The organism is Emergencia sp. 1XD21-10 (assembly GCF_009936045.1).
GTDB lineage: Bacteria > Bacillota > Clostridia > Peptostreptococcales > Anaerovoracaceae > Senimuribacter > Senimuribacter intestinalis.
Genome location: NZ_QWEQ01000013.1, coordinates 1 through 22,330 on the forward strand (window position 1 = coordinate 1; position 22,330 = coordinate 22,330).

20 protein-coding genes are annotated in these 22,330 nt (G+C 44.8%); 5 read left to right on the forward strand and 15 right to left on the reverse strand.

All coding sequences use genetic code 11. The annotated features are described in order from the left end of the window. From D1151_RS09450 to D1151_RS09480, 7 genes are all read right to left on the reverse strand, one after another. A partial coding sequence (locus D1151_RS09450; protein ID WP_161908739.1) for an ATP-binding protein occupies window positions 1-902 on the reverse strand: 902 nt, incomplete at its 3' end. 238 nt (window positions 903-1,140) lie between these two features. Beyond that, window positions 1,141-2,292, reverse strand: a complete 1,152-nt coding sequence (locus D1151_RS09455; protein ID WP_161908740.1) for an amidohydrolase — start codon at window positions 2,290-2,292, stop codon at window positions 1,141-1,143. Then, complete coding sequence (locus D1151_RS09460) at window positions 2,293-3,249, reverse strand: ABC transporter ATP-binding protein (RefSeq protein ID WP_161908741.1); 957 nt, start codon at window positions 3,247-3,249, stop codon at window positions 2,293-2,295. It lies immediately after the preceding gene. Between the two features lies 1 nt (window position 3,250). Then, window positions 3,251-4,261: an ABC transporter ATP-binding protein gene (locus D1151_RS09465; RefSeq protein ID WP_330588322.1), complete on the reverse strand. Its 1,011-nt coding sequence runs from the start codon at window positions 4,259-4,261 to the stop codon at window positions 3,251-3,253. A 12-nt stretch (window positions 4,262-4,273) separates the two neighbouring features. After that, window positions 4,274-5,173, reverse strand: a complete 900-nt coding sequence (locus tag D1151_RS09470) for an ABC transporter permease (RefSeq protein ID WP_160200947.1) — start codon at window positions 5,171-5,173, stop codon at window positions 4,274-4,276. Further along, complete coding sequence (locus D1151_RS09475; RefSeq protein WP_161908742.1) at window positions 5,154-6,143, reverse strand: ABC transporter permease; 990 nt, start codon at window positions 6,141-6,143, stop codon at window positions 5,154-5,156. Before D1151_RS09475 ends, D1151_RS09470 begins: the two co-directional genes overlap by 20 nt. Before the next feature lie 88 nt (window positions 6,144-6,231). Continuing rightward, window positions 6,232-7,749: an ABC transporter substrate-binding protein gene (locus D1151_RS09480; protein ID WP_161908743.1), complete on the reverse strand. Its 1,518-nt coding sequence runs from the start codon at window positions 7,747-7,749 to the stop codon at window positions 6,232-6,234. A 309-nt stretch (window positions 7,750-8,058) separates the two neighbouring features. Here D1151_RS09480 and D1151_RS09485 point away from each other — a divergent pair, with 309 nt between their 5' ends. The 3 genes from D1151_RS09485 to D1151_RS09495 all read left to right on the forward strand — a co-directional run bounded on the left by D1151_RS09485 (window position 8,059) and on the right by D1151_RS09495 (window position 10,082). After that, complete coding sequence (locus D1151_RS09485; protein WP_161908744.1) at window positions 8,059-8,412, forward strand: cyclic-di-AMP receptor; 354 nt, start codon at window positions 8,059-8,061, stop codon at window positions 8,410-8,412. A 108-nt stretch (window positions 8,413-8,520) separates the two neighbouring features. After that, window positions 8,521-9,201 carry a vitamin B12 dependent-methionine synthase activation domain-containing protein gene (locus tag D1151_RS09490; protein ID WP_161908745.1) on the forward strand — a complete coding sequence of 227 codons (681 nt, stop codon included), beginning with the start codon at window positions 8,521-8,523 and terminating at the stop codon, window positions 9,199-9,201. Window positions 9,202-9,215: 14 nt separating this feature from the next. Next, window positions 9,216-10,082 carry a LysR family transcriptional regulator gene (locus tag D1151_RS09495; protein WP_161908746.1) on the forward strand — a complete coding sequence of 289 codons (867 nt, stop codon included), beginning with the start codon at window positions 9,216-9,218 and terminating at the stop codon, window positions 10,080-10,082. A 177-nt stretch (window positions 10,083-10,259) separates the two neighbouring features. On the opposite strand, the gene D1151_RS09500 is transcribed toward D1151_RS09495, so the two are convergent. Further along, window positions 10,260-11,660 carry a Na+/H+ antiporter NhaC family protein gene (locus tag D1151_RS09500; RefSeq protein WP_306770891.1) on the reverse strand — a complete coding sequence of 467 codons (1,401 nt, stop codon included), beginning with the start codon at window positions 11,658-11,660 and terminating at the stop codon, window positions 10,260-10,262. A 178-nt stretch (window positions 11,661-11,838) separates the two neighbouring features. Between D1151_RS09500 and D1151_RS09505 the strand changes: the two genes are divergently transcribed. Both D1151_RS09505 and D1151_RS09510 read left to right on the forward strand, forming a co-directional pair. Then, window positions 11,839-13,026: a pyridoxal phosphate-dependent aminotransferase gene (locus D1151_RS09505; RefSeq protein WP_161908748.1), complete on the forward strand. Its 1,188-nt coding sequence runs from the start codon at window positions 11,839-11,841 to the stop codon at window positions 13,024-13,026. A 2-nt stretch (window positions 13,027-13,028) separates the two neighbouring features. Then, window positions 13,029-13,721 (forward strand): RraA family protein, encoded by a 693-nt coding sequence (locus tag D1151_RS09510; RefSeq protein WP_161908749.1) that lies wholly within the window; start codon window positions 13,029-13,031, stop codon window positions 13,719-13,721. Between the two features lie 59 nt (window positions 13,722-13,780). On the opposite strand, the gene orr is transcribed toward D1151_RS09510, so the two are convergent. From orr to ortA, 7 genes are all read right to left on the reverse strand, one after another. Then, on the reverse strand, window positions 13,781-14,869 hold the full coding sequence (gene orr / locus D1151_RS09515; protein WP_161908750.1) for an ornithine racemase Orr: 1,089 nt from the start codon (window positions 14,867-14,869) through the stop codon (window positions 13,781-13,783). Between the two features lie 10 nt (window positions 14,870-14,879). Beyond that, window positions 14,880-16,625: a GlmL-related ornithine degradation protein gene (locus D1151_RS09520; protein ID WP_330588323.1), complete on the reverse strand. Its 1,746-nt coding sequence runs from the start codon at window positions 16,623-16,625 to the stop codon at window positions 14,880-14,882. A gap of 19 nt (window positions 16,626-16,644) precedes the next feature. Continuing rightward, on the reverse strand, window positions 16,645-17,439 hold the full coding sequence (locus D1151_RS09525) for a hypothetical protein (protein WP_161908751.1): 795 nt from the start codon (window positions 17,437-17,439) through the stop codon (window positions 16,645-16,647). A 370-nt stretch (window positions 17,440-17,809) separates the two neighbouring features. After that, the gene (gene oraE / locus D1151_RS09530; RefSeq protein WP_334296739.1) at window positions 17,810-20,017 is read right to left on the reverse strand and encodes a D-ornithine 4,5-aminomutase subunit OraE; all 2,208 of its coding nucleotides are present in this window, start codon (window positions 20,015-20,017) and stop codon (window positions 17,810-17,812) included. A gap of 11 nt (window positions 20,018-20,028) precedes the next feature. Then, on the reverse strand, window positions 20,029-20,391 hold the full coding sequence (locus D1151_RS09535; RefSeq protein WP_160200955.1) for an ornithine aminomutase subunit alpha: 363 nt from the start codon (window positions 20,389-20,391) through the stop codon (window positions 20,029-20,031). Between the two features lie 27 nt (window positions 20,392-20,418). Further along, window positions 20,419-21,834 carry a 2-amino-4-oxopentanoate thiolase subunit OrtB gene (gene ortB, locus D1151_RS09540; protein ID WP_160200956.1) on the reverse strand — a complete coding sequence of 472 codons (1,416 nt, stop codon included), beginning with the start codon at window positions 21,832-21,834 and terminating at the stop codon, window positions 20,419-20,421. After that, window positions 21,834-22,133 (reverse strand): 2-amino-4-oxopentanoate thiolase subunit OrtA, encoded by a 300-nt coding sequence (gene ortA / locus D1151_RS09545; protein WP_160200957.1) that lies wholly within the window; start codon window positions 22,131-22,133, stop codon window positions 21,834-21,836. Before ortA ends, ortB begins: the two co-directional genes overlap by 1 nt. Window positions 22,134-22,330: the final 197 nt, after the last annotated feature.

Genomic DNA, 22,330 nt, shown 5'->3' on the forward strand with positions numbered 1-22,330 from the left:
AGTTCCAGTGCCACTTCCGGTGCCGTTACATTAATACATGCATTACCCATCATAGACTCCGCAACAAAATCAATCGCGTCCACATAACGCTCATATCTTGCTTTCTTATCTAAAATAGATAACTTGAAATGAGAATTATGATTCGAAAGCTGCTCCGGTATCGTTTTAAAAACAACGGAGGCCCTTTCCTTGTGATTGGTATCATGCTTTTTTAAATCATCTTCATATAAATCCAAGATATTTCTTTTTACAAAATCAATTTCTTCATAAGTTCTGCCATTTACAAACGCGCTTACTGCCTGTGGCATGCCTCCTACCGCCATATAAGTCCTGAATTTCTGCATAACTTGCCTGTGAATATCCCCACCCAAAGCTTTTTTTCTTTCAAAAGCTTCTTTCACAACAGAGAATGTAATTTCATCGCCCGTCGACCATAAAAATTCTTCAAAATCCATCGGATACATTTTCAGTTTATACTCCTCCGATGGAATCAAAATATCTTTTACATTCTCCTTAATCGAAATCAATGACCCCGTTTCAATGTAATCATACCTTCCATCTGCAACCAGGTACTTGATTGCCTGTCTTGCTAATGGAAAAAGCTGCACTTCATCGAAAATGATTACGGATTGCTTCGGTTTCAAAGATTTTCCTTTTAAGAGAAATAGATTTCTAAAAAAAGTATCCAAATCGCCTATATTTTCTTCAAAGTTCCTTAAAATCTCTTTCTTCTCTTTTGCGAAATCGAGTAGAATATAGTCTTCGTATTCACTGCGTGCAAAAGTTTCAGTAATGGTACTCTTTCCAATTCGACGCGCTCCCTCTATTAGAAGTGCACTCTCGCTACCGGACAGTTCTTTCCATTCCATCATTTTCTCGTAAATTTTCCGTTTAAAGACCATCTCATTCCTCCTCTTTTCCTACATAATATCACTTTTGTACGAAAATCGCAAATCTTTTTATCATAAAATGTACGAAAATCAAAAATCTTTTTAAATTCCACCCTGATTTCTCCCTCTCATACCTCTTTCGAAAGCTTAACTACTCCTTCATAATTCACATCATATAGCCCAAACGGAGCTGTCCGCACAGACAACTCCGTTTTATATTCTTACCTTCTATGCACTTTTCAATCAAAATTTACGCCCGGTACATTTCCTTTCCCCTGACGTAAACTCGTTTTGGCTTCGCCTGCAGATCAAGCGGGTGTTTATCCCAAATGACAACATCGCCATCAAGACCGGCAGCCAGTCTGCCTTTTCGCTCTGCAATTCCCAATATATCGGCAGGATTGCAGGTGATACAGCGAAGGGCATCTGCCTCAGACAGTCCATTTCTCATATACATGGCGGCAAGCCAGTTGAGAGATTCCTGCGGCGTCACATTGTGATCCGTAGTCACTGCAACCTTAACCCCTGCATTGACTAAAACCGCTGCAGTATCAAAGGACTTGTTTCTAAGCTCATATTTAGATTTGGAACCAAAGGTCGGCCCTACGATGGCAGGATAGCCTGATTTTGCAATATGCTCTGCAATCAGGTGCCCGTCAGTGCAGTGATCTAAAGTCGCACGAACTCCAAACTCCTTGCAGATTCGAATTGCCGTACAGATATCATCAGAGCGGTGGCAGTGAGCTTTGATTGGAATTTCACCATCGATGACCCGAACCATTGCTTCCATGCCCAGGTCAATCTTAAAGTGATCACCCTTTTTCAATGCCTCTTCTTTTTCCGCCTTATAGTCAACAGCGTCCTGCAGACATTCCCGCAGCATAAATGCCACTGAAGCCCTGGTGTTAGGCTGCTTTCCTCTGCGTCCAAAATCTCTCGGATTTTCCCCAAAGGCACACTTCATACCCGCATCGGAAACCAAAACCATGTCATCAACAATCAAAGAACCGTTATTTTCTACGATAACCGCAGTCCCTGCTACAACACCGCCGCTGCCAAAGCCTGTGCACATGGTTGTAACGCCGCCGGTCAAGGCTTCTGCAAAAGCCACATCGCCCGGAAAAAGTGCATCAATAGAACGCATTTCCGGCGTTACCGGTTCGTTTTCGCAGATATCATCGCCTTCCCACTGGATACCTTCTTCATACATACCGATATGGGAGTGGGCTTCGATGAGTCCCGGCGTCACAAAACAGCCGGCGGCGTCGATGATTTCCTCATCGACGCCACCCATGATATTTGCACCGATTTCAGCGATTTTCTCACCTTCTAATCGAATATCCAGCTGCTCAAAAATGCCAGGTTCATCTAAAAACAATTTAGCATTTTTAATAATCATCATTTACTCCTCATATAGTACGCAGGCAACCTGATGCTCAGTCCCTACATTTGTCAGTTCCAGATTTCTGCCCGTACACTTTTCCGTCGCATAAGGACAGCGAGTCGCAAACCGGCAGCCCGGCTTCGGATCAATTGGACTTGTGATTTCACCCTTAATCAACTCTCTCGGCTTTCCTCTGTACGCTAGATCCGGAATCGGAATGGCAGACAGAAGCGCCTTGGTGTACGGGTGCTTCGGATCATCAAAGAGTTCCTGCGACGGTGCGTATTCAACAACCTGCCCCAGATACATCACTGCAATATGGGTGGAAATGTGACGTACGACCGAAAGGTCATGGGTGATGAACATGTAAGTCAGCCCCATGGAATCCTGCAAATCCATCATCAGATTGAGAACCTGTGCCTGAATGGATACATCCAGTGCAGATACTGGCTCATCGCAGACGATAAAGCTCGGGTTCAGCGCCAGAGCTCTTGCTACACCAATACGCTGACGGCGGCCGCCGTCCAGTTCGTGTGGGTAGCTGTTAGCAAGCCTTCTTGCAAGTCCTACTGTATCCATCAGCTCCAGAATTCTCTGATCCTTTGCCGCCTTATCCTTGTAAATATGATTTACCTTCAGCGGTTCCTCGATAATCTGGCTGACTGACATTCTCGGATTCAAGCTGGCATAAGGATCCTGGAAGATAATCTGCATTTCGGAACGCATTTTCTTCATATCGGAAGCGCCCAGCTTCTGAATGTCCTTGCCTTCGTAAAGCACGCTACCCGATGTTGCAGGCAGCAGTCTCAGTATGGTTCTTCCAAGGGTACTTTTTCCGCAGCCGGATTCGCCTACTACGCCCAAAGTATGTCCTCGCTCAATGCTGATGTTGACATCATCTACCGCATGAAGCATGCCGGAACCTGTCTTAAAATATTTCTTTAAATGTTTCGTTTCAATCAGTGGTGTTCCCATGTTAAATCTCACCTGCCTTTAATTTTTCGTAAAGGTGGCATCTGATAGAATGACTTCCTTCAGTGAACACCTCCGGCGCCTTGCTCTTGCAGATTTCCTCGCAATGTTTGCATCTTGGATGGAACTTGCAGCCGCCCGGCAAATCCATCGGATCAGGCATCAGACCGTCTACCGGTTTTAAGCGGTTTGAGCTTCCCTGCAGACTCGGCAGAGATCCGAAGAGTCCTTTGGTATAAGGGTGGTGCGGTTTTTCAAAGTCAAAGATATCATATACGCTGCCGATTTCGATGATTTCTCCTGCATACATGATGGCTACATTGTCGCACATCTGACATACGATGCCCAAATCGTGGGTAATCATAATCATGGAAGTGTTCAACTCTTCCTTCAGGTTACTCATCATATCCAGTACCTGATTCTGTACGGTTACGTCAAGGGCTGTGGTCGGTTCATCTGCAAGGAGCAGCATCGGATCGCACACCAGCGCCATGGCGATGACAACGCGCTGTTTCATACCGCCGGAAAACTGGTGCGGATATTCATATTTTCTGTCTTCTGTGATGCCAACTAGCTTCAATACTTCGTCTACACGGGCTTCTACCTGTTCATCGGAAAGCTCCGGGTGATGGGTTTCGATGGCTTCGGCGATCTGGTCACCTACGGTCAGTACCGGATTCAGCGAGGTCATCGGGTCCTGGAAAATCATACTGATATGGCTTCCTCTGATATCACGCATTTCATCTTCTGAATACTGTACCAGGTCTTTTCCTTCAAACTCGATTTTTCCTCTGCTGATGTTGCCTACTTTCTGCGGCAGCAGCTTCAGGATGGAAAGGGCTGTCGTTGTTTTTCCCGCGCCGGTTTCCCCTACCAGTCCAAAGGTTTCCCCTCTCTTAATCTGGAATGAAATTCCATTGACGGCATAGGCGGTTCCATCGCTGGTATCATACTGTACGTGTAAATCCTCAACGTTCAGGAGGATGTCGTTGTTCTTGTTTTCCATGTTTTCCATACTGTCTCCTCCTTAGTCTTTCAGGGTCGGGTCAATCGCATCGCGCAGTGCATCGCCCAAAAGGTTCAATGCCAGTACGGTTACTACAATTGCGATACCCGGGAATATTACCTGATGAGGGAAATAACGAATCTGTGCCTGCGCTTCACTGAGCATTGCGCCCCATTCCGGTGCAGGTGGCATAACACCAAGTCCCAGATAGCTCAGTCCGGAGGCCGCGATGATTACATATCCTACGCCCAGGGTCGCCTGTACAATCAGTGCTGCCAGGGTATTTGGGAAGATGTGCTGTGCCATAATGTGTATGCTGCTTCCACCGACTGCCACAGAGGCTTCTACGAATTCGTTGTCTCTGATGGAAAGTACGGAAGAGCGGATGATTCTCGCATAGCCCGGTATATCTCCAAGGGCGATGGCGATGATCAGGTTTGCGAAGTTCGGTCCCAGTGCGGACACTACTGCGATTGCCATCAGTGTGGACGGAATGGCAATGAATACGTCGGTTAAACGCATGATGATGTTGTCGGTTTTTCCGCCGAAGTATCCTGCGATACAGCCCAGAATACTACCTACTGAAAGGCTGATAATGGTGGCTGAAAATCCGATAAACAGGGAATATCTGGCTCCGTATACGATACGGTTAAAGATATCTCGTCCCAGGTCATCTGTTCCAAACAGATGCGCCAGGGAAGGTGTCTGCAGTTTGTTTGGGATATCCTGGTTGATGACCTGTGTCTCGTAATCCAGGAAAATCATTCCATAAAGACACATCAGTACGATGATGGCAAGCATCACAAGGCCTATGATGGTCTTGTTGTTTCTGATAAATCTTCTGCCTACGTCCTGCCAGAAGCTGCGGCTTTCCTGCACTTCCAGCGCCAGTTCCAGGTTTTTAGCTTTGCGGTTGAACATTACTAGTCTCCTTTCTTCTGGTCTTTCTTCTCGTCTTATTCTTAAATCCGTACTGCGCTTTGATTCTAGGGTCGATGAACGCATAGGATATGTCTACGATCAGGGTGATGACGCTGAACAGAAGGGACATGAACAGTACGCATCCCATGACCAGCGGTACGTCTTTGGAACGAACGGAAAGCAGGGTCAGTGTTCCGACGCCGCTCATGCCGAATACGGTTTCTGTGATGACTGAGCCGCCCAGTGCCCATCCAAAGTTTACGCCCATTGTCGTTACAACTGGAAGCAGTGCGTTTCTGATTGCGTGTTTCCAGATGATTTTGTTTTCTTTTACGCCTTTTGCTCTTGCGGTTCTCATGTAGTCTGAACGCAGGGTTTCCAGCATGCTGGATCGTGTCATTCTCATGATCTGTGCTACCGATAAAAGCGCTACGGTAAATGCCGGCAGGATAAAGCAGGCGAAGGAATCTGAACCTGTTGCCGGAAGCAAGTTTAGCCCTACCGCAAAGGCAAGCATCAAAAGCATGCCCAGCCAGAAGGACGGCATGGCTGTAAAGATCAGCGCGACTATGGTAAACACGTTATCTGCTATGGAATTTTTCTTGATTGCTATGTATACCCCCAGGGGTATGGATATGACTGATGTCAGAAAAATATCCAGCACTGCAAGCAGCAGTGTGGTTGGGAATCGCTCTGCAATTTCGCTGACTACGCTGCCTCCTGTTCTGTAGGAGGTTCCCATATCGCCCTGTACCAGGTCAATCATATAGTTGACGTATTTTACTGGAAGTGGGTCGTTATATCCCAGTTCGTCATTGAGCTTGTCTATGGCTTCCTGCGTGGCTCGCTCTCCCAGTATCAGTCTCGCCGGGTTTCCCGGTGTCAGCGAGATGATGGTAAAGATGATGATCGAGATACCTATCAGTACCGGTATCATCATTACCAGTCTCTTTAAGATATATTTATACATAAGTTCACTCCGTAAAATACAAGATGCCGGACCGCATCCTGCCGAAGGGTCCGGCGTTTCTTCTTCTAGTTTGATTTACTTGTCTTTTTTATTTCCATGCGTAGTCGTATACGTAGTAGAATCCGCATGGAGGAATATCAACGCCTGTCAGGTTGGAGTTGTGTGCTGCAGCGTCTACTCTCCAGTAAAGCGGAACGTAAGGTGCTGCGGTCTGATAAATTTCTTCCAGTTCTGCGTAGATAGCGGCTCTCTTATCAGGATCGCTTTCTACACGACCGTCTGCCAGAAGCTTATCAGTCTCTGCATCACCGAATCCAGTATAGTTACCAGACATATCGTCTTTCTTATACAGAGAATAGTAACCAACATCTGGGTCCATAACAACGTAGGACCAGCCCATAATCATCATTTCGTAATCCAGATTTTCAAGATCGTCCCAGAACTTACCGGTTTCGATGATATTGATTGTTAAGTCGATACCAATCTGAGCCAGGTCGGATTTGATAATCTGTGCGTGGGTGCTGCGGTTTTCAGGAATACTCATGGAAATCTTGAATCCATTTTCGTATCCTGCTTCCTTCATCAGCTTCTTCGCTTCTTCAACATCGTAAGGCAGCGGATTGAAATCCGGATCATAGCCTAAAACGCCTTCAGCGATGAAAGTGTTGGTCGGAGTTCCGTAACCGTTCAGTGCGCCATCAATCATATTCTGCTTGTTGATGCATTTTGCGATAGCCTGACGAACTCTTACGTCGCTCAGTTCTTTTACGTTAGTGTTCATACCGATAAAGTAGAACGCAGTGGACGGTTTCTGCAGTAATGTGATACCGTCTTTTTCTTCCAGTGCCTTAATGTCAGCTTCTGAAACATTGAGAGACAGGTCGATTTCGCCGCTTTCCAGTGCCATTGTTGCAGTGCTGGAGTTCGGGATAATCTTATAAGTCAAGTTCTTAATGCTAGGTTCACCCTGATAGTATCCGTCATATGCTTCAAATTCAATCTTGTCACCCTGTGCCCAGTTCTTGAACTTAAAAGGACCAGAACCAATCGGGCTCTTGGACATATCTACTTCGCCGCCTTCTTTGTAGAAGTCTTCTTTTACAACCTGAGAATAAGTTGTACAAAGTGCGAGGAACGGTGCATATGCGTACTGCAGTGTAACTTCTACTGTCTTTTCATCCACGACTTTAACGGAATCGATAAAGTTCATGTACGGTCCGGTGTAGGAGGATTCTGCAGCAGCTTCCAGTGAATATTTTACATCTTCTGCTGTAATTGGATCTCCATTGTGGAAAGTTGCGTCCGTTCTGATTGTGAACGTATACACCAGTCCATCATCGGAAATTTTCCATTCTTCTGCCAGCGCAGGAACGATTTCACCATCGTTAGTCATACGAACCAGTGGTTCATATACGTTAGACAGAATGGACATTGTCAATGTATCATTGATACGGAGCGGGTCAAGTGCTACAGCGTCCGCATCAATACCGATGGTCAGAGAATCTTTTGCTTCTCCGCCGCCACCATTATCGCCGCCACCGCAGCTTGCTGTCGTGAAGAGAAGGGCTGCAACCATCAGTACAGCAATTAATTTCTTCATTTTCATAATACTGTCTTCCTTTCATTTTTCTTTAGCCATTTAAAGTAATGTGAGACTATTTTAACATTTTTTTGTATTAAAATCAATTCACTACTTCTCCTGACCTCACAAAAGTACTATTTTCCCTATGTATTTTCCCATTTTACCAAAATATTTTATTCAGTTTTGGTCATATTTTGTGGTATAATAACCTCACGGCGCAAATAAAATCAAAGATTTTGACGCCTGAGAGAACATTGAATCATGGCTTGCGACTCTATATTTAGAGGTTTCGCCATGGTATAATAAATCAAGAATCAATTGGGAGGTAGACTAATGAAAGAAAAAGAACAGCAAAAGTTAATTATGGCTGTATTAAACGGAGATGACTATGAGGACACCATTCATGATTTAACACAGAACGGATTTTTCGTCACTGTACTTAACTCTTCCGGTGGTTTTTTTCGCAAAAAGAATGTAACAATTATGATTGGTACTGACGAGTCTAAGTGTGCAGAAGTTTTAGAAATACTCAAGGTTAACGCCGGTGTGCGTGAAAAGACCACCTATCAAAACGTGACTGCGCCAGGATGCGAACAGATGAGTCTGGTTCCGCCAATTCCTATTAAAAAGCCTGCAGGCGGCATAACCGTATTCATCATGGATTTATGCAGTATTGAGAAATTCTAAATTTCAACATGTATCTTCGATTGATAAGCACACACTTTTAAGAAGTCCGACTTCCCCAACGTGTCCTTTTCAATCGAAAATACCAGTAAATTAAGAGAGGTGATTTCCATGGCACTTTTGCAAAGGCAGACCTTTGATATTCCCATTACCGAGATCGAAGGTCTTGACGACATGTTTTTTAAGCTGATTGAGATGAGCAAAGACCGCACCCTTAAGCGTTTTTCAGCTCAATACGAGCAAACGCAGCAGCGGCTTTTCGATGCCGTCACTGTCCGCGGCGTCTGTGAATCCTTTGCCGTTGATGCAATTTCCGGCGATGAGATTCGCCTCGTTGATGGTACGACTATCCGCAGCGAAATGCTGTCTCATCTTTTTTCCGGTGCAGAGGAAATCGTATTTGCAGCCATCACCGTTCTTAGCTACGATGAACTGGCTGAAAGCGAAAGTGATAATCTGAAACAGCTTTTCTATGACGGCTGGGGTTCTGCCATAGCAGACTGCGGTCACACTTGGCTGCGCAATCGAATAAAATCCACACTTTCCGATGATGCTATCGGCGTTACCTTTCCATGGTGCCCCGGTCAGCACGAGGTCGATATCAAGCTGCAGCGAGAGCTTTTTGCGCTCCTAAAGCCTGAAGACATCGGCATTACACTGACTCCAAGCCTTATGATGCACCCGCAAAAATCGGTCAGCAGCTTTATCGGTATTGGACGCGATGTAGAGGAATCACTCCGTGCCTGCGATTTCTGTAGACTACGAGAAACTTGTCCAACGGCATATGCGTAAAATAGGTAACACTAATGGAATACAAACAAATCGAGGCTTTTTTAGCCATAGTTGAGCAAAAAAATATCACCAAAGCGGCCGAGAGTCTCTTTGTCTCTCAGTCCGCACTCAGTTATCGCCTAAAATCTCTGGAAGCTGAGCTTGACACAATCCTCATAGTACGAAGAAAAGGTATTTCCAACATTTCTCTAACTTTACGCGGCGAAGAATTCCTTCCCATTGCGAGAGAATGGATGCAGGTGAGCGACAAAATAAAAGCGTTTCGTAGCAGTGCAGAAAAACTACAGCTACGCATTGCCGCCCCGTCCAGCGTAAATACCGTTTTTTCACCGATATACAATCTTATCGCTGAAAACGAACCGCAAATACTCCTTTCAGTAAGTACCTGTAATTCTAATGAAATTCCGGAGCTCATTTCACACAGAGACGCCGATGTTGGTCTGGGATATTTTTGCGCCGCCAGCGAATACAAGCAGCTACTTACTGACGAGGTCGATACATTCCCTATGGTCATCATCGAGCGAACAAGCGCCCCTAGAGAAACAGATGTCATCGATCCTGCGGTGCTGTCTGCTCAAAAGGCTATTCTAATTAAAGGGGTTTCCTTTGACAATCCCGTTGCTGGCGATTTTTACCGTAAATATTTCGGCGATGATATGCCGTATTACATGCTGGTGGATTCGCCAACGATGATTACAAATGCTATGCCTATTGGTGGGTGGTGTATGATTCCCAGAGCCAGCATGGAAATCTTCGATAACCTACCGGATTATCATATTTATTCCATTAAAGAGCCTGCGCCCCAAATGCCCTGCTATATTACCGTGCATCAGGCACTGCCAAAGCAGGTTTTAGATTTAATTAAAAAATATTTTTATTAGCAAAAACAACGGACGCTCAGCGAAAACACTAAAAGCGTCCGTTATTTATTATCTCTTGCGATTTTTTCAAAACCAGTGTTCTACTGTTTCCAGAAAAATATCAACTTCTGATTCTTCTTCACCTCTTCACACAGAAGTAAGCGCCTGCATTGTCTAAATAAATGTATCTTTCCCTCATTACTTTGTCTTCTCATCAAACCGTCTTCCAATACCGGTTAAAATACTAAAGAAGAACAACACCAGCAGAAACATACTGTGGAAGCTGTATGGAACGACATCTATAAAGGAGAAATCCTCCGGTACTACACCCTGTGAAAAATTCAGACACAGCAGCATGCAGCTTCCATATGGCAGGATACCCGAGATACCACAAGCAGTTCCGTCCAAAATATTTGCACCTCTGGTTTTTTCAATATTGAAAGACTTTGCAACCTTGCGAACAAGAGGCCCACAGAAGATAATAGCCGGAGAACTTCCTCCTGCAGCCGCTGTAGTTACAGCAGTCATCAGCATTCCCGCAAATTCGCCGGAGCGTGCCGTTTTACAGAGCTTCAACAGGGCATTCATCAGTCTGTCAAAGGCGCCGCTGGCATTAAGTATTTCCAAAATCTGAAATAGTAAAAGAATATATAACAGCATTCCCATCATTCCTGTAAGACCTGCTCCAATCGGTCCTTCATTATCAAGGAGCGTACCTAGCGGAATGCAGCCAAGAATCAAAACGAGAATGCTTCCCACCAGATTACAGATAATCAGAGTCCCCACTAAATCCAGTCCCAGCTTCATTAGAACAATCATTAAAATCGGCAAAATCAGCATAGCCAGTGATTTCATATTAGCCACCTCTGCACCAATCTGAATTGTTGCACCACTATCCATGCGCAGTCCAAAGATAATGAACAGAACTGCAGATAATCCGCCTGCAATCAGTGAATAAGGCAGCCTTGTTCTTACTACAGCTGTCACCTCTGCTTCCTGTGTAAGTGCAGAGCCGATGGTTGTATCAGAAATCGGAGCCAGATTATCACCAAAGATTGCACCTGCAATAATTGCGCCGCATACCAGACCAACATTACAGCCCAGCTCTGCCGCAAGAGGAATCATCAGCGGGGCTACTGCAGTTACAGAACCAGATGAGGTACCGCATGAGGTTGAAATAATTGCACAGATAATAAATGCAACAAAAGGCAGGAAAGCAATACTCATATTCAGCTCTCCCATCACATATATCAGTGCATTAATGAGTCCGCTCTGGCGCAGCAGCTGCCCCATAACACCTGCCATTAAAAATGCTACAATCAAAATTGACAGCATCGGATTTTTTAGTCCTGCAAAAGAGATTTCCCCAAATGCCTTCTTATCTTTTGCCAGTAAAAATCCCACTATTAGTGCAATAAATGTAATAATTGCAAATCTCGTCATTCCTCCGCCACCAATAATAGTACCGACAATCATGCCTGCAATCATAATAATGACAGGAATCCATGGTCCAAATGCCCCGCCGTAAAATTCAGCGGTTCCATTATTCTTTTTTACAGTGTCCATTTTTTGGACCTCCTTATTTTTAATTGTATCCAGAGCTCTTTCATACGCCCATTATAATTGGTTTGCATGGACAAGTAAAATTCGAATTCTTTCTATTAAATACAAAATCTTTTTCTATTTAATAGTAAAACCTTTCATTGGACAATTCTGTCTGTCGGAGATACACTGATGACAACAACCTAACGGAATACCGATTACAAGGAGGAATCTTATGGATTACTATTTTAATCAGCTGCTGCTTGATATCCCCCCTTCAGCATCTCTTGCTGTCAGCGAAAAGGCAAAAAAACTAAAATCTGAAGGCGTCGATATCATTACGCTGGCTACAGGAGAGCCTGATTTCGATACACCTGCAATGGCATCAATAGCCGGAATAAAAGGAATTGCCAGCGGTCACACCCATTATAACGGTGCACTGGGGCTACCTACTTTAAGAGAAAGAATTGCACGTAAGCTGCGAGAAGAAAATGGCATTGACTGTACTGCAAATAATATTATCATGTCCCCCGGCGGCAAATTCGCAATCTATGAAACCATTCGTGTTCTCGTTACGCCGGGAAAAGGCGATGAAGTAATGATTCTCAACCCTGCCTGGGTTTCTTATGAGCCCATTGTAACTGCCTCCGGTGCAGTTCCTATCAATGTAGAATTGGATTTTGAGAACAATTACAAAATCACTGCCGATGTACTAAAACAGCATGTATCAGAAAAAACCCGTGCCATTATCGTCAACTACCCTAACAACCCAACAGGCTGTATTCTCTCGCAGGAAGAAGCGGAAATCCTGGCTGATTTTGCCATTGAGCACGATATTCTTCTGATTGCAGATGAAATTTACGAGCGAATTGTCTATGACGGTACCAAAAGTGTCAGCTTAGCTTCTATTGCACGAATTGCCGACAGGGTTATCACGATTAACGGTTTTTCCAAATCTACTGCTATGACCGGATGGCGTCTGGGCTATGTATGCGCTCCGCTGCCAATACTGCGTATGATTGCGCTTTTGAGCCAGCATGCAGTTAGCTGTCTCAGTGAGTTTTCTATGGAAGCGGCTCTCGTTGCTTTGGACTGCAAGCATGATATCGACACGATGGTAGAAAGCTATCTGCATCGCAGAAACTTTTTCGTAGACGGACTCAACGCAATTCCCGGTGTTTCCTGTCATGTCCCGCAAGGCGCTTTTTACGCTTGGGCTAAGGTTGAGTTAGACGGAAAAAATAGTTTTGAAATTGCAGACTACCTGCTGGACGAAGCCCGCGTCGCAGTGGTGCCCGGCGATTCTTATGGTCTTGGCGGCGCATGCTGCATACGTATGTCCTTTGCAACTGCAGAAAAAGATTTGAGAGAAGCACTTTCCCGCATGGACACTGCTATCAGAAAAATTAACGGAGGTAAATAATCATGAATCAAGTAAACTGTAGAGTATATAACGATTTTAAAAGACCCTCTAAAGAACTCCTTGATAAATTCCGCGGTATTCCTGCTGCAAATTTAGATGACTGTATGGGTCGCCAGGCCGCTGTAAATTCAGCAATCAAGCCCATCGGTAAAGCCGGTCTTGTCGGGTCTGCTTTCACCGTTAAAGTACCACCCGGTGACAACCTGATGTTCCACTATGCTATGGATCTTGTAAAAGAAGGCGACGTCATCGTTATTGATGCCGGCGGCTATACCGAACGTGCTATTTTTGGTGAAATCATGGTGCAGTATCTGCTGACAAAAAAGATTGCCGGTATTATCGTTGATGGTGCTATGAGAGATAAAGAAGATATCGCTGCTACAGGCCTTCCTGTCTATACCCGTGCAGTCACGCCTAACGGCCCTTGGAAAAACGGTCCCGGCGAAGTCAATACTACCGTTTCTTGCGGCGGCAGAACCGTTTCCCCCGGCGATATTGTTGTTGCTGATGCTGACGGAATTGTATTTATTAAACCTTCCGATGCAGAATCCGTATTGGAAAAGGTAGACGCCCTCATGGCCGGTGAAGCAAAATCATTAAAAGCAATCGAAGAAACCGGCTCACTGCCTAGACCATGGGTTATAGAAAAGCTGCAAGCCCTTGGCTGCGAATTCTTTGATACCGTAGAAGAATAAACTTTTTAAATATCCTTCATGAAAAAACAATCCACCTCACCGATGGATTGTTTTTCTATTTATTTAATATAGTCCTTTTCTACATACGGACTTGTCGCTGTTTTCAGCATGCCGCCGTACCCCAGTTCAAATTCCACAATGTCTCCGACCTGATAATCTTTATCGCAGTGGGTCACGTCCAAAATGATGTGGTCGGAACTGCCGCCCATAATTTCGATCTGGTTATCAAGGGGCGTCATGCTGCCAAGGTCGGTATCCTGCTTACCGATACCAATGATGGCACGCTTCATAATACCTCTATCCTCATAGTAAGGTTTTTCTCCAAAAGCATCGACGCCTACTTCCCCGATAGGAAGGGAAGGTTTTTCTTTCAGTTCAATAATCTGTGCCTGCAGAATCAGCCCGTCGCTGACAGTACCCGGCAGTTTGGTCTCATATGCAGTATCATTGCCCAATAGGAAAGATTCGCCAAGTCTCAAGTTGTTAATTCCCTCTGGCAGCTGCCCTTTGTCCACCAGATAGATGGAGCTGGAATTGCCGCCGGAAATCATTTCTAACTTGATACCATACTTTTCTTCCAGTCGCTGACCGATTGCAACCAGTTGGGAAAGGTTTTCGTTCTTCGGAATAATTGCGCCGTAGCAGGTCAAATTTACACCAATGCCATACAGATTGATGTTTTCCATCTTCAAAATCTCTTCGACTGCTTCGTCAATCAGGTCCTCATCCTGGAAGAAAATCCCCTCTCTCAGATCGCCCAAGTCTATCATCAGCAGAATGTCATGAACCTTGCCTGCTTTTTTCGCCTCTTCACTCAGCAGCCTAATGGTTGAAAGCTCTGAATTAAAGGACAAGTCCACATATTTGACGACCTCGGAAACCTCGCAGTGCATCGGAATACGCAGTAGCACAGTCTTTTTTCCGTTTGTACGTGCCATCTGCGAAAAACTGGCAATGTTTTTCACTCTGGAATCAGCGATAAAATCCACATGAGGATTTTCTGCCACCATCTTTACCATCTCTTTGTCTGCGCAAAGTCCTTTGGTAACAATCATCAGTGAGCAGCCACCCCGTTCTTTGGTTATAGCTGCGCAGGCGTTCAGATTGTCTTCCAGTTTCTTTAAATTTATCTGTAATTTTGGATACATCGTTACTCTCCTACTCTACCCGGTTCGGGCAATTTTTTCTTGTACAATGCTTACAATCGTGGGTACAGTCTCCCATGTACTGCCCACCTCCTTCAGTTGTTGCAGCCCATTTGCCTTTGACACCCTGACCGCTTCGCATTTCTGCTTTTTCCTTTTCTTCGCTCTTCGCCAAAGCAGCATCACGGGCAGCTTTCAGTTCCTCTTCGCTGGCTCCGCCGATTTTTTCTTCCTCTTTGAAGGCTGTCATATCATAACCCAGGCTTTCCATTTCTTCAATGTGTTTGCGATATTCTTCGTCCCTCTGCTTTGCTTCTTCTGCTTCTCGGTTCACATCTGCCATAGCTTTGCTTACTGCAGTAAAATCCTGCTCCTTTTTCTCAGGGAACTTGAAGCCAAGGCTCTTTTCCAGCAGACGAATTGCACCTTCTCTATGGTGTTTAGATAAGACGCCCAGAGACGCCATGATATAGTCATTGTCTACCAGAATCTGTGCATGCTCAGTCGGGAACAGCATCATGCCGGTCTCATTATGTTTTGCAATTTCCTGCATAATTTCAACGCGGTGCGGCAGACGGGTCAGAGCGCCACCGGTTCCTATGATATATTTTACCGGAGTTAAGTCCTTGCCTTCAGCTACGGTACTTCTGCCGGACGGTCCGTAGATATAGCGGATAATACCTGCATGGCGTTCTACTGCTTTCAAAACCGCTTCCTTTGTTAAGCGTTCTACTAGCTTAAATTCATCTTCTGTCTTAGGAATGGCAACATAGGTTTCCAGGGTTTTGTCGAGGTCGATTCCCATTTTTTCACATTCCTTACGCAGCTTTTCTTCGCCGATGGACTCGATGACTTTCATTCGGTTTACATAAACACCTAAATCTCCCTCTACTGTACGTTTCGCCTTTGGTTCCGGAGAAACCATAATGCGAGCGATTTTATCGGATTCTGTTGCTACGGAATGCAGGTCTGTGGTCGCGCCGCCAACATCCAGCACAATCAGGTCTCCCAAACAGTCGTAGAGCAGCTTAGTACATTCCATCACTGCACCCGGGGTCGGAATAATCGGACCGCTTACCATATCCCGCACGTGTTCCATACCAGGCGCATTGGTAATATGCTCTTCAAAAGCATCCTGAATTACCTTTCTGCAAGGTTCTACATTGAGGTCGTCAATTTTAGGATAAACGTTCTCTACGTTATATAACTTTTGCCCGCTTTCCTCGTCAAAAATCAGCTTCATTTCTTCTTGATTTTCGATATTTCCGGCATAAATAATCGGAGTATTCAGTCCTAATGCACGAATTTTCTCCGCATTGTCGATAGCAGTTTCCCGTTCACCGTAATCTACACCGCCTGCAATCAAAATCAGGTTCGGGTTGACTTCTTTAATTTTTGCAAGGTCAGTTCTCCTCAGCTTTCCGGCAGTTACATAATGGATAATGCCGCCTGCGCCGAGCGCTGCTTCCTTTGCCGCTTTTGCAGTCATATCATAGACAAGTCCATGCACTGTCATTTTCAGACCGCCTGCTGCCGAAGAGGTCGCCAGCATTTCATCATACTCCAAACTGTCTATCTTCATTTTTCTGCAAAGATCATCAATAGCTCCCTGCAGTCCGATACGTACATCGCCATCCATGACCGAAGTCGGTGCCTGCCCCTGCGCCCAAAATAATGGATTTTCTGTATCCAAATCTTTAAACGCATTTACTACTGTGGTGGTCGAACCAATTTCGGCTACTAAAACGTCTACTTTCACTCGTATACCTCCCCATCTGTTATATTATCAATTTATTTTTAATTTCACTTTCTATAATCGGAATATCAATGGTGCCCTGCTCATTATCATAGGTAACAATGAGGTTTTTCCAAGGGACAATACCTGCTGATTCATATACATCCATTTTCCATTTGTGTTTCTTCATATACGCCGGATTTCCGGTCAGACCACAATGTTCCCAGTAATAAATTTTGCCGCTGGCGGCAAGGAGGGTGAAATCTGGCGCTAACGTATACCTTCCGATTCTCAGAATCTGCTCATAACGAAACGGTACCTTGAATTCATAGTACTTTTCTGCAAGAATCAGTTCTGATTTTGAACGGACCGCAAGACCTTTCGATGTCAAATGAATTTTCTTTTCCGGCATATAATCACTCTGCTCAAAGAGTTCATTTTGCCAACGTTCTGCTTCCGTTTGCTCTGTAGTTTGAAAAAATAATGAGTTAGGCAATTCTTTGTATTTTTTCGGAAGCTGTTTCAGAATATGTTCGGGAGTCGTATCAGAAAATCCATCTATGGCTTTTCGCAATGCACTCAAGTTATTTTCCAGTATTTTTGCTTCCATTTCCAAATACTTTTTTCTTGCCAAAAGCGCCACCATCTCCGGATGTTTGTTTAAGCTGAATCTTTGCCTTTTTCCATCTATCCAGACATTATGATAATACACAGTTCTACCCCGTTCTTTAACCTGCAGCAATGTACCCGGTGGACAAGTTCTCAATTCTTTGCTGACAGAATCCTGCTTTTTTTGTATTTCTGTCAGTATTTCTTCTAATTTGATCCCCAAAATCACAGTTTTTTAGCCCCCTTCCTGACAAAACTGACGTATTTCTTTTATTTTGTCATTTTAGTCAGGATTTTGGGTGGAAAAGCTGACAAAACTGACAAAAATCATCTATTTTGTCTGCTTTGTCAGTATTTCAACGCAACTCCTAAAATTTTTTGTGGATCGTTAAGCGTAACTGCAAAAATATAATAATGACAAAGCGGTTCTACTTTCATTGTACAATGTTTGCAGATCGCTTTCAACCATTATTTTCCTTTTTTTAAATTTTTTCCCTGTATCAGTCAGTTCAAGTAGCGCCATGTCCTGCGCTATGACTGCCTAAGCAGCGGCATTTGCAAAACAGGGGCGGGCATTTGCCCGCCCCTTAGGTCTTTCATTACATTTCGCCTCTGCGTCTCTTTGCTTCTTCACATAAGAAAGTTGCAACGTCGATACCGTGAGAGTCTCTGCCGAATCCAGCGTCAATGCCAGTCTTTACAGCGTCATCAGGAATTACCTGTGTACCGCCGGCAGCGATAATTACCTTATCTCTGATTCCCTTTTCAACAGCCAGGTCGTTGATTCTCTTCATATTCTTGTAGTGAATATTATCGTGGGAAATGATGGTGGATGCCAGAATTGCATTTGCATTCAATTCTACAGCAGCGTCAACCAGCTTTTCTACCGGAACGGAAGTGCCCAGGTAGTTTACTTTGATTCCCCATTTTTCGATACCGCCGTGCTTGATGTTGATGATTTCACGAAGACCTACAGAGTGTTCGTCTTCACCAACAGTACCGCATACGACAACCATCGGATGATTTTCAAATTCGTTGTACAGAGTTGCATCATCCAGATGATGTGGTTCAGGCGGAATTTCCAGAGCGCTAGGATCAACATCGAAGTTAACCTTACCCTTCATTTCGATTCTAGTGCCTTCTGCCTCCTGCATTACTTCCTTACTGATTACTTCAGGATTTTCAAGGCCAAGCTTCTTGCCGATTTCCAGCGCTGCAGCTTCTGCAGTTCTGGTATTTGCAGGGATCATCATGGTCATCATGACTACGCCGTCTCCGCACCATTCCATTTCAGGCTTGATAGCTTCGCCGTCCAGATACTTAGCAACTTTTTCAAGTCTGCGATCTACGCAGTCTTCTTCATCCAGCTCATCGATGAAGACGATTTTGCTTCTATCTTCAAAAGTACATCCGCCGATGAGTGCTGCTGGATCTGCAGGATCTCCGCCGTACTGTTCTACATTATTGTAACCGAAGTGTGCAGTTACAGGAGCCATGTAATCTTCTTCTCTTTCGAAGATATAGCCGTAACCTACGCCGCCTTCTGGATTTCTTGCGATACCATCGCCGTTTCTTTCAGGATATTTTGCAGAGTCAACGAAGAAGCCTTCCTTAACTGCCTGGAAATATCCGCCGACTTCGATGATTTCTTCCATGAACAGGCAAGCTCTTTCTTTCAGGTCACGAGCCATTTCACGGAGCGGACCATCTTTCTTCAGTTCAACCATTTCCATCAGACCGTCCATTGCCAGAAGTGCCTGTTTTGCGTTGTCTACAGCCTCCATGTTGTAAATGTGCCAAGGCACGTTTCTTCCTTCGTCCGGTGTGATAGTGGACTGAATGTCTGCACTGGTCAGCTTGGAAATAACCATGTTCATAACATGGGTTACAGTTGCTTCTCTTGCGGAGGAGCAGATATATTTAGTGTTCTGCTGTGCTCTCATTTTGTATCTGCCGCAGAAGTCACGAAGAGCTACTGCATACGGCAGGTCGTAGTACATACAAGGTGCTGGTGTTGCTGTCGGAGGTACAGTTGACAGCGCAATATTTTCCGGTTTGATGCCTACTTTTTCTGAGAACAGAGAATTGATTGCGTGCTGCACGATCAGCTCAGGCATTACTTTCCACGCTTCTCTTGCGGTTGCGTTTGCATTGTGTGCGCCGTCAATCTGCAGAATGCCAGCCCAAGCTAAAACTTTCTTGGATTCACAAGCGTCTACAAAAGAACGAACGCAGTTGATATCTCTGTAAAGTACGTTGTACTGCGGATCCTGGTGCGCACCGTTGATACCTTCTTCTGCGAACATAACAGCTACATCAGGTCCAGCTACGCCGGAAACGTAGGAATGGTAGTTGATTGGACGACCAACTTCATCTTCGATGATATCCAGTGCTTTTCTCTGTGCTCTCACCTGTTTACGAGTTACAGGAATACCACCAATACCCTGCGGAGTACCTTCCATCAGACCGTCGATATGGGACTGACCCATATGACGAATAACCATGATATGGTCAGCGCCATGCCATGCAGCCATTCTCATTCTTCTGATATCGTCTTCAAATCTTCCGGAAGCGATTTCAGTTGTAATAACCGGCATCGGCTGCGGATCGATATCTTCAAAGTACTTTGCAGGAGGAAGACCTACGCCGTTCTTCAAAGGTTCGGAGCAATCATGATACTCAAAAGGTCCCATTTTAAGACCAGGAGCAGGTTTTCTCCAAGTCCAGCCTTTTCTTCTCGGTTCATACTTATCGAGGTCTTTTAAGATGTTTCTAACATCTAATTTTTCATTGTGTTTTAAAACCATATCTGCCATCTTTATTTACCCTCCTTGAACAGTGCTACTGCATCGTCCCAGTATTCGCCAGCAGCCAGTTTTTCACTAGCCTCTCTGATGGAGATGCCTTTGTCTTTAGAAATTTTGTAAACTACATGACCTGTTCCGTGTCCCATCAGACCTCTGTCCATGCAGCCTTCTACGATTTTCTGCGTATCCAGGGAGGAAACGCCCATTCTCAGTAAAACGGCTCTTTCAACGGAAGGGGTTGTGTTTTTTCTTCCCAGTTCAAGAAGCGGGTCAACAACCTGGGCGGTCAGTTCCCAGAATCTGTTGTAAAGTTCTTCGTCAGAAAGATTTGCGATATGCTTTCTTCTCTGTTCGAAATCGTCTGCTCTTTTCATTCTATTTTCTCCTTTATGCTAAAGATATTAATATCCCAGTTCGGCAAGTGTTGCCATAACAAAATCGGTATCAGTGTTGGTTTCTGCTACTAAGAACTGAATATCCTCGTCAGTCAGTTTCTCTACGCCTGCCTTCTTTACTGCCTTCTTGATTAAAGACTTTCTGAAGTGAGTGATGTCAGCTTCTTTGTGTTTTACAAAGCTTGGATCCTTCGGCAGAATGATGTTCACGCCCGGCTTGTCTTCTTCCTGCGGGTTTCCGAACTTGATTTCGATGCCGTTTTCTCTTGCAAAGTCAAGCTGCGGCTGAATATGTTTACCAGCGCCGGTGTATTCAGTTTCACTGATGACAAGCACTGCATCTTCAGGCAATTCCTGCGCCAGAGAAAATGCTGCCGCAAGGGCTGTATTTCCTGCCGGTCCTCTTTCGATACCCTCAAGATTAGCCAGTGCTTCTGTCATGTACATAACCTCACCCTGTGTTACAGTTACATAACGATCCATGTAACGCAGAGGTCTTGCAGCAGAACGCGGAACATCAGAGTGGTCCGGATCAGTTGCATAAGGTACACCAAATCCAGTATGACCTGTGGTGCAGGATTTCTTATTAAACTGCTCGTCGGAAGCCATGTGCAGTCCGGTCAGGTCGATGGAAGCGGAAACCATTTCTGTATCAACAGCGCCAGCCTTTAATAGACCTCTTGCTGTACCTGTCATCATACCGCCGCCTGCATTGGTGCAGACTACCATATCCGGGTCTTTGCCAACCAGTTCACGACACTGCATTGCAATTTCGTAACCCAGTGTTTCTACGCCGGCAATGCCGAACGGAGAATACAGTGAAGCGTTGAAATATCCGGTGTCTTCCAGAACAGAAAGGAATGTGTAGAACAGTTCAGGTCCTACAGTCAGCTGAATAACTTCAGCGCCGTAAGCTTCGCATTTTCTTGCTTTTTCTACAATTTCAGGCTGTCCAACACCTTTGGAATCGTAACATTCCTGTACGATGATACATTCCATTCCCTGCATTGCTGCCTGGGAAGCAACTGCTGCACCGTAGTTTCCGGAAGTTGCTGCGATAACGCCTTTATAACCTAATTTCTTAGCGTGTGCTACTGCACATGCCGCTCTTCTTGCTTTAAAGGAACCGGACGCGTTGGCTGCCTCGTCCTTTGCAAAAATTCTTGCGCCATAGCCCGGCTTTGCATATTTTCTTGCCAGCGCGGTCAGGTTGCGCAATTCAATCAGCGGTGTGTTTCCTACTGCAGTTTTTGCCTGAATCTTTGCAACTTCTTCCAGGGTGTAACCGGTGGATTTCATCAGTGCCTCATAGTCAAAAGCTACTGAACCGGATTCAAATTCTGCGTAGTCAAGACCCAGTGCTTTTCTCTGAATCTCATTGGATCTGCCCATAACGGAATCATAATCTTTTGCCAGTGTCATTATTTGTCACCTCCAAACATGATTTCTCTCAGCTGTTTGTCAATCTCGATGATTTCAGGGACAAATTTGCCGTAGCTGTGTGTATAGTACGGGTTTACTTCAATTAAAGTGCCCTTTTCCATACGACCGCATGCAGTTTTTACGGTAACAACATCACCGATTTCTGCATCTTCCTGCAAAGTGCCCTTGGTCCACATCTGCAGGTCACATTTCTGTGTATCTTCAGGAATTTTAGCAGTTCTTTCTTCTGCCTTGAGTACTACAGAGTGGATGCGTACCCATTCTCCTTTTTTTACCATTTTAATCATCTCCTACATTATTTATATAGTATGACGCCGCTTGCGCCAGCTATCTTACGTCTCTCATAGTAACCTAGAAGACGCTGGATTTTTTGTTCACAGCGAGGCAGCAAGTCATCGAAACACGGAGGTACTTGTGTGAATTTAAGTACTGAACGATGAGACTGACAACGCTGTGGACAAATAAGACAAGTCTT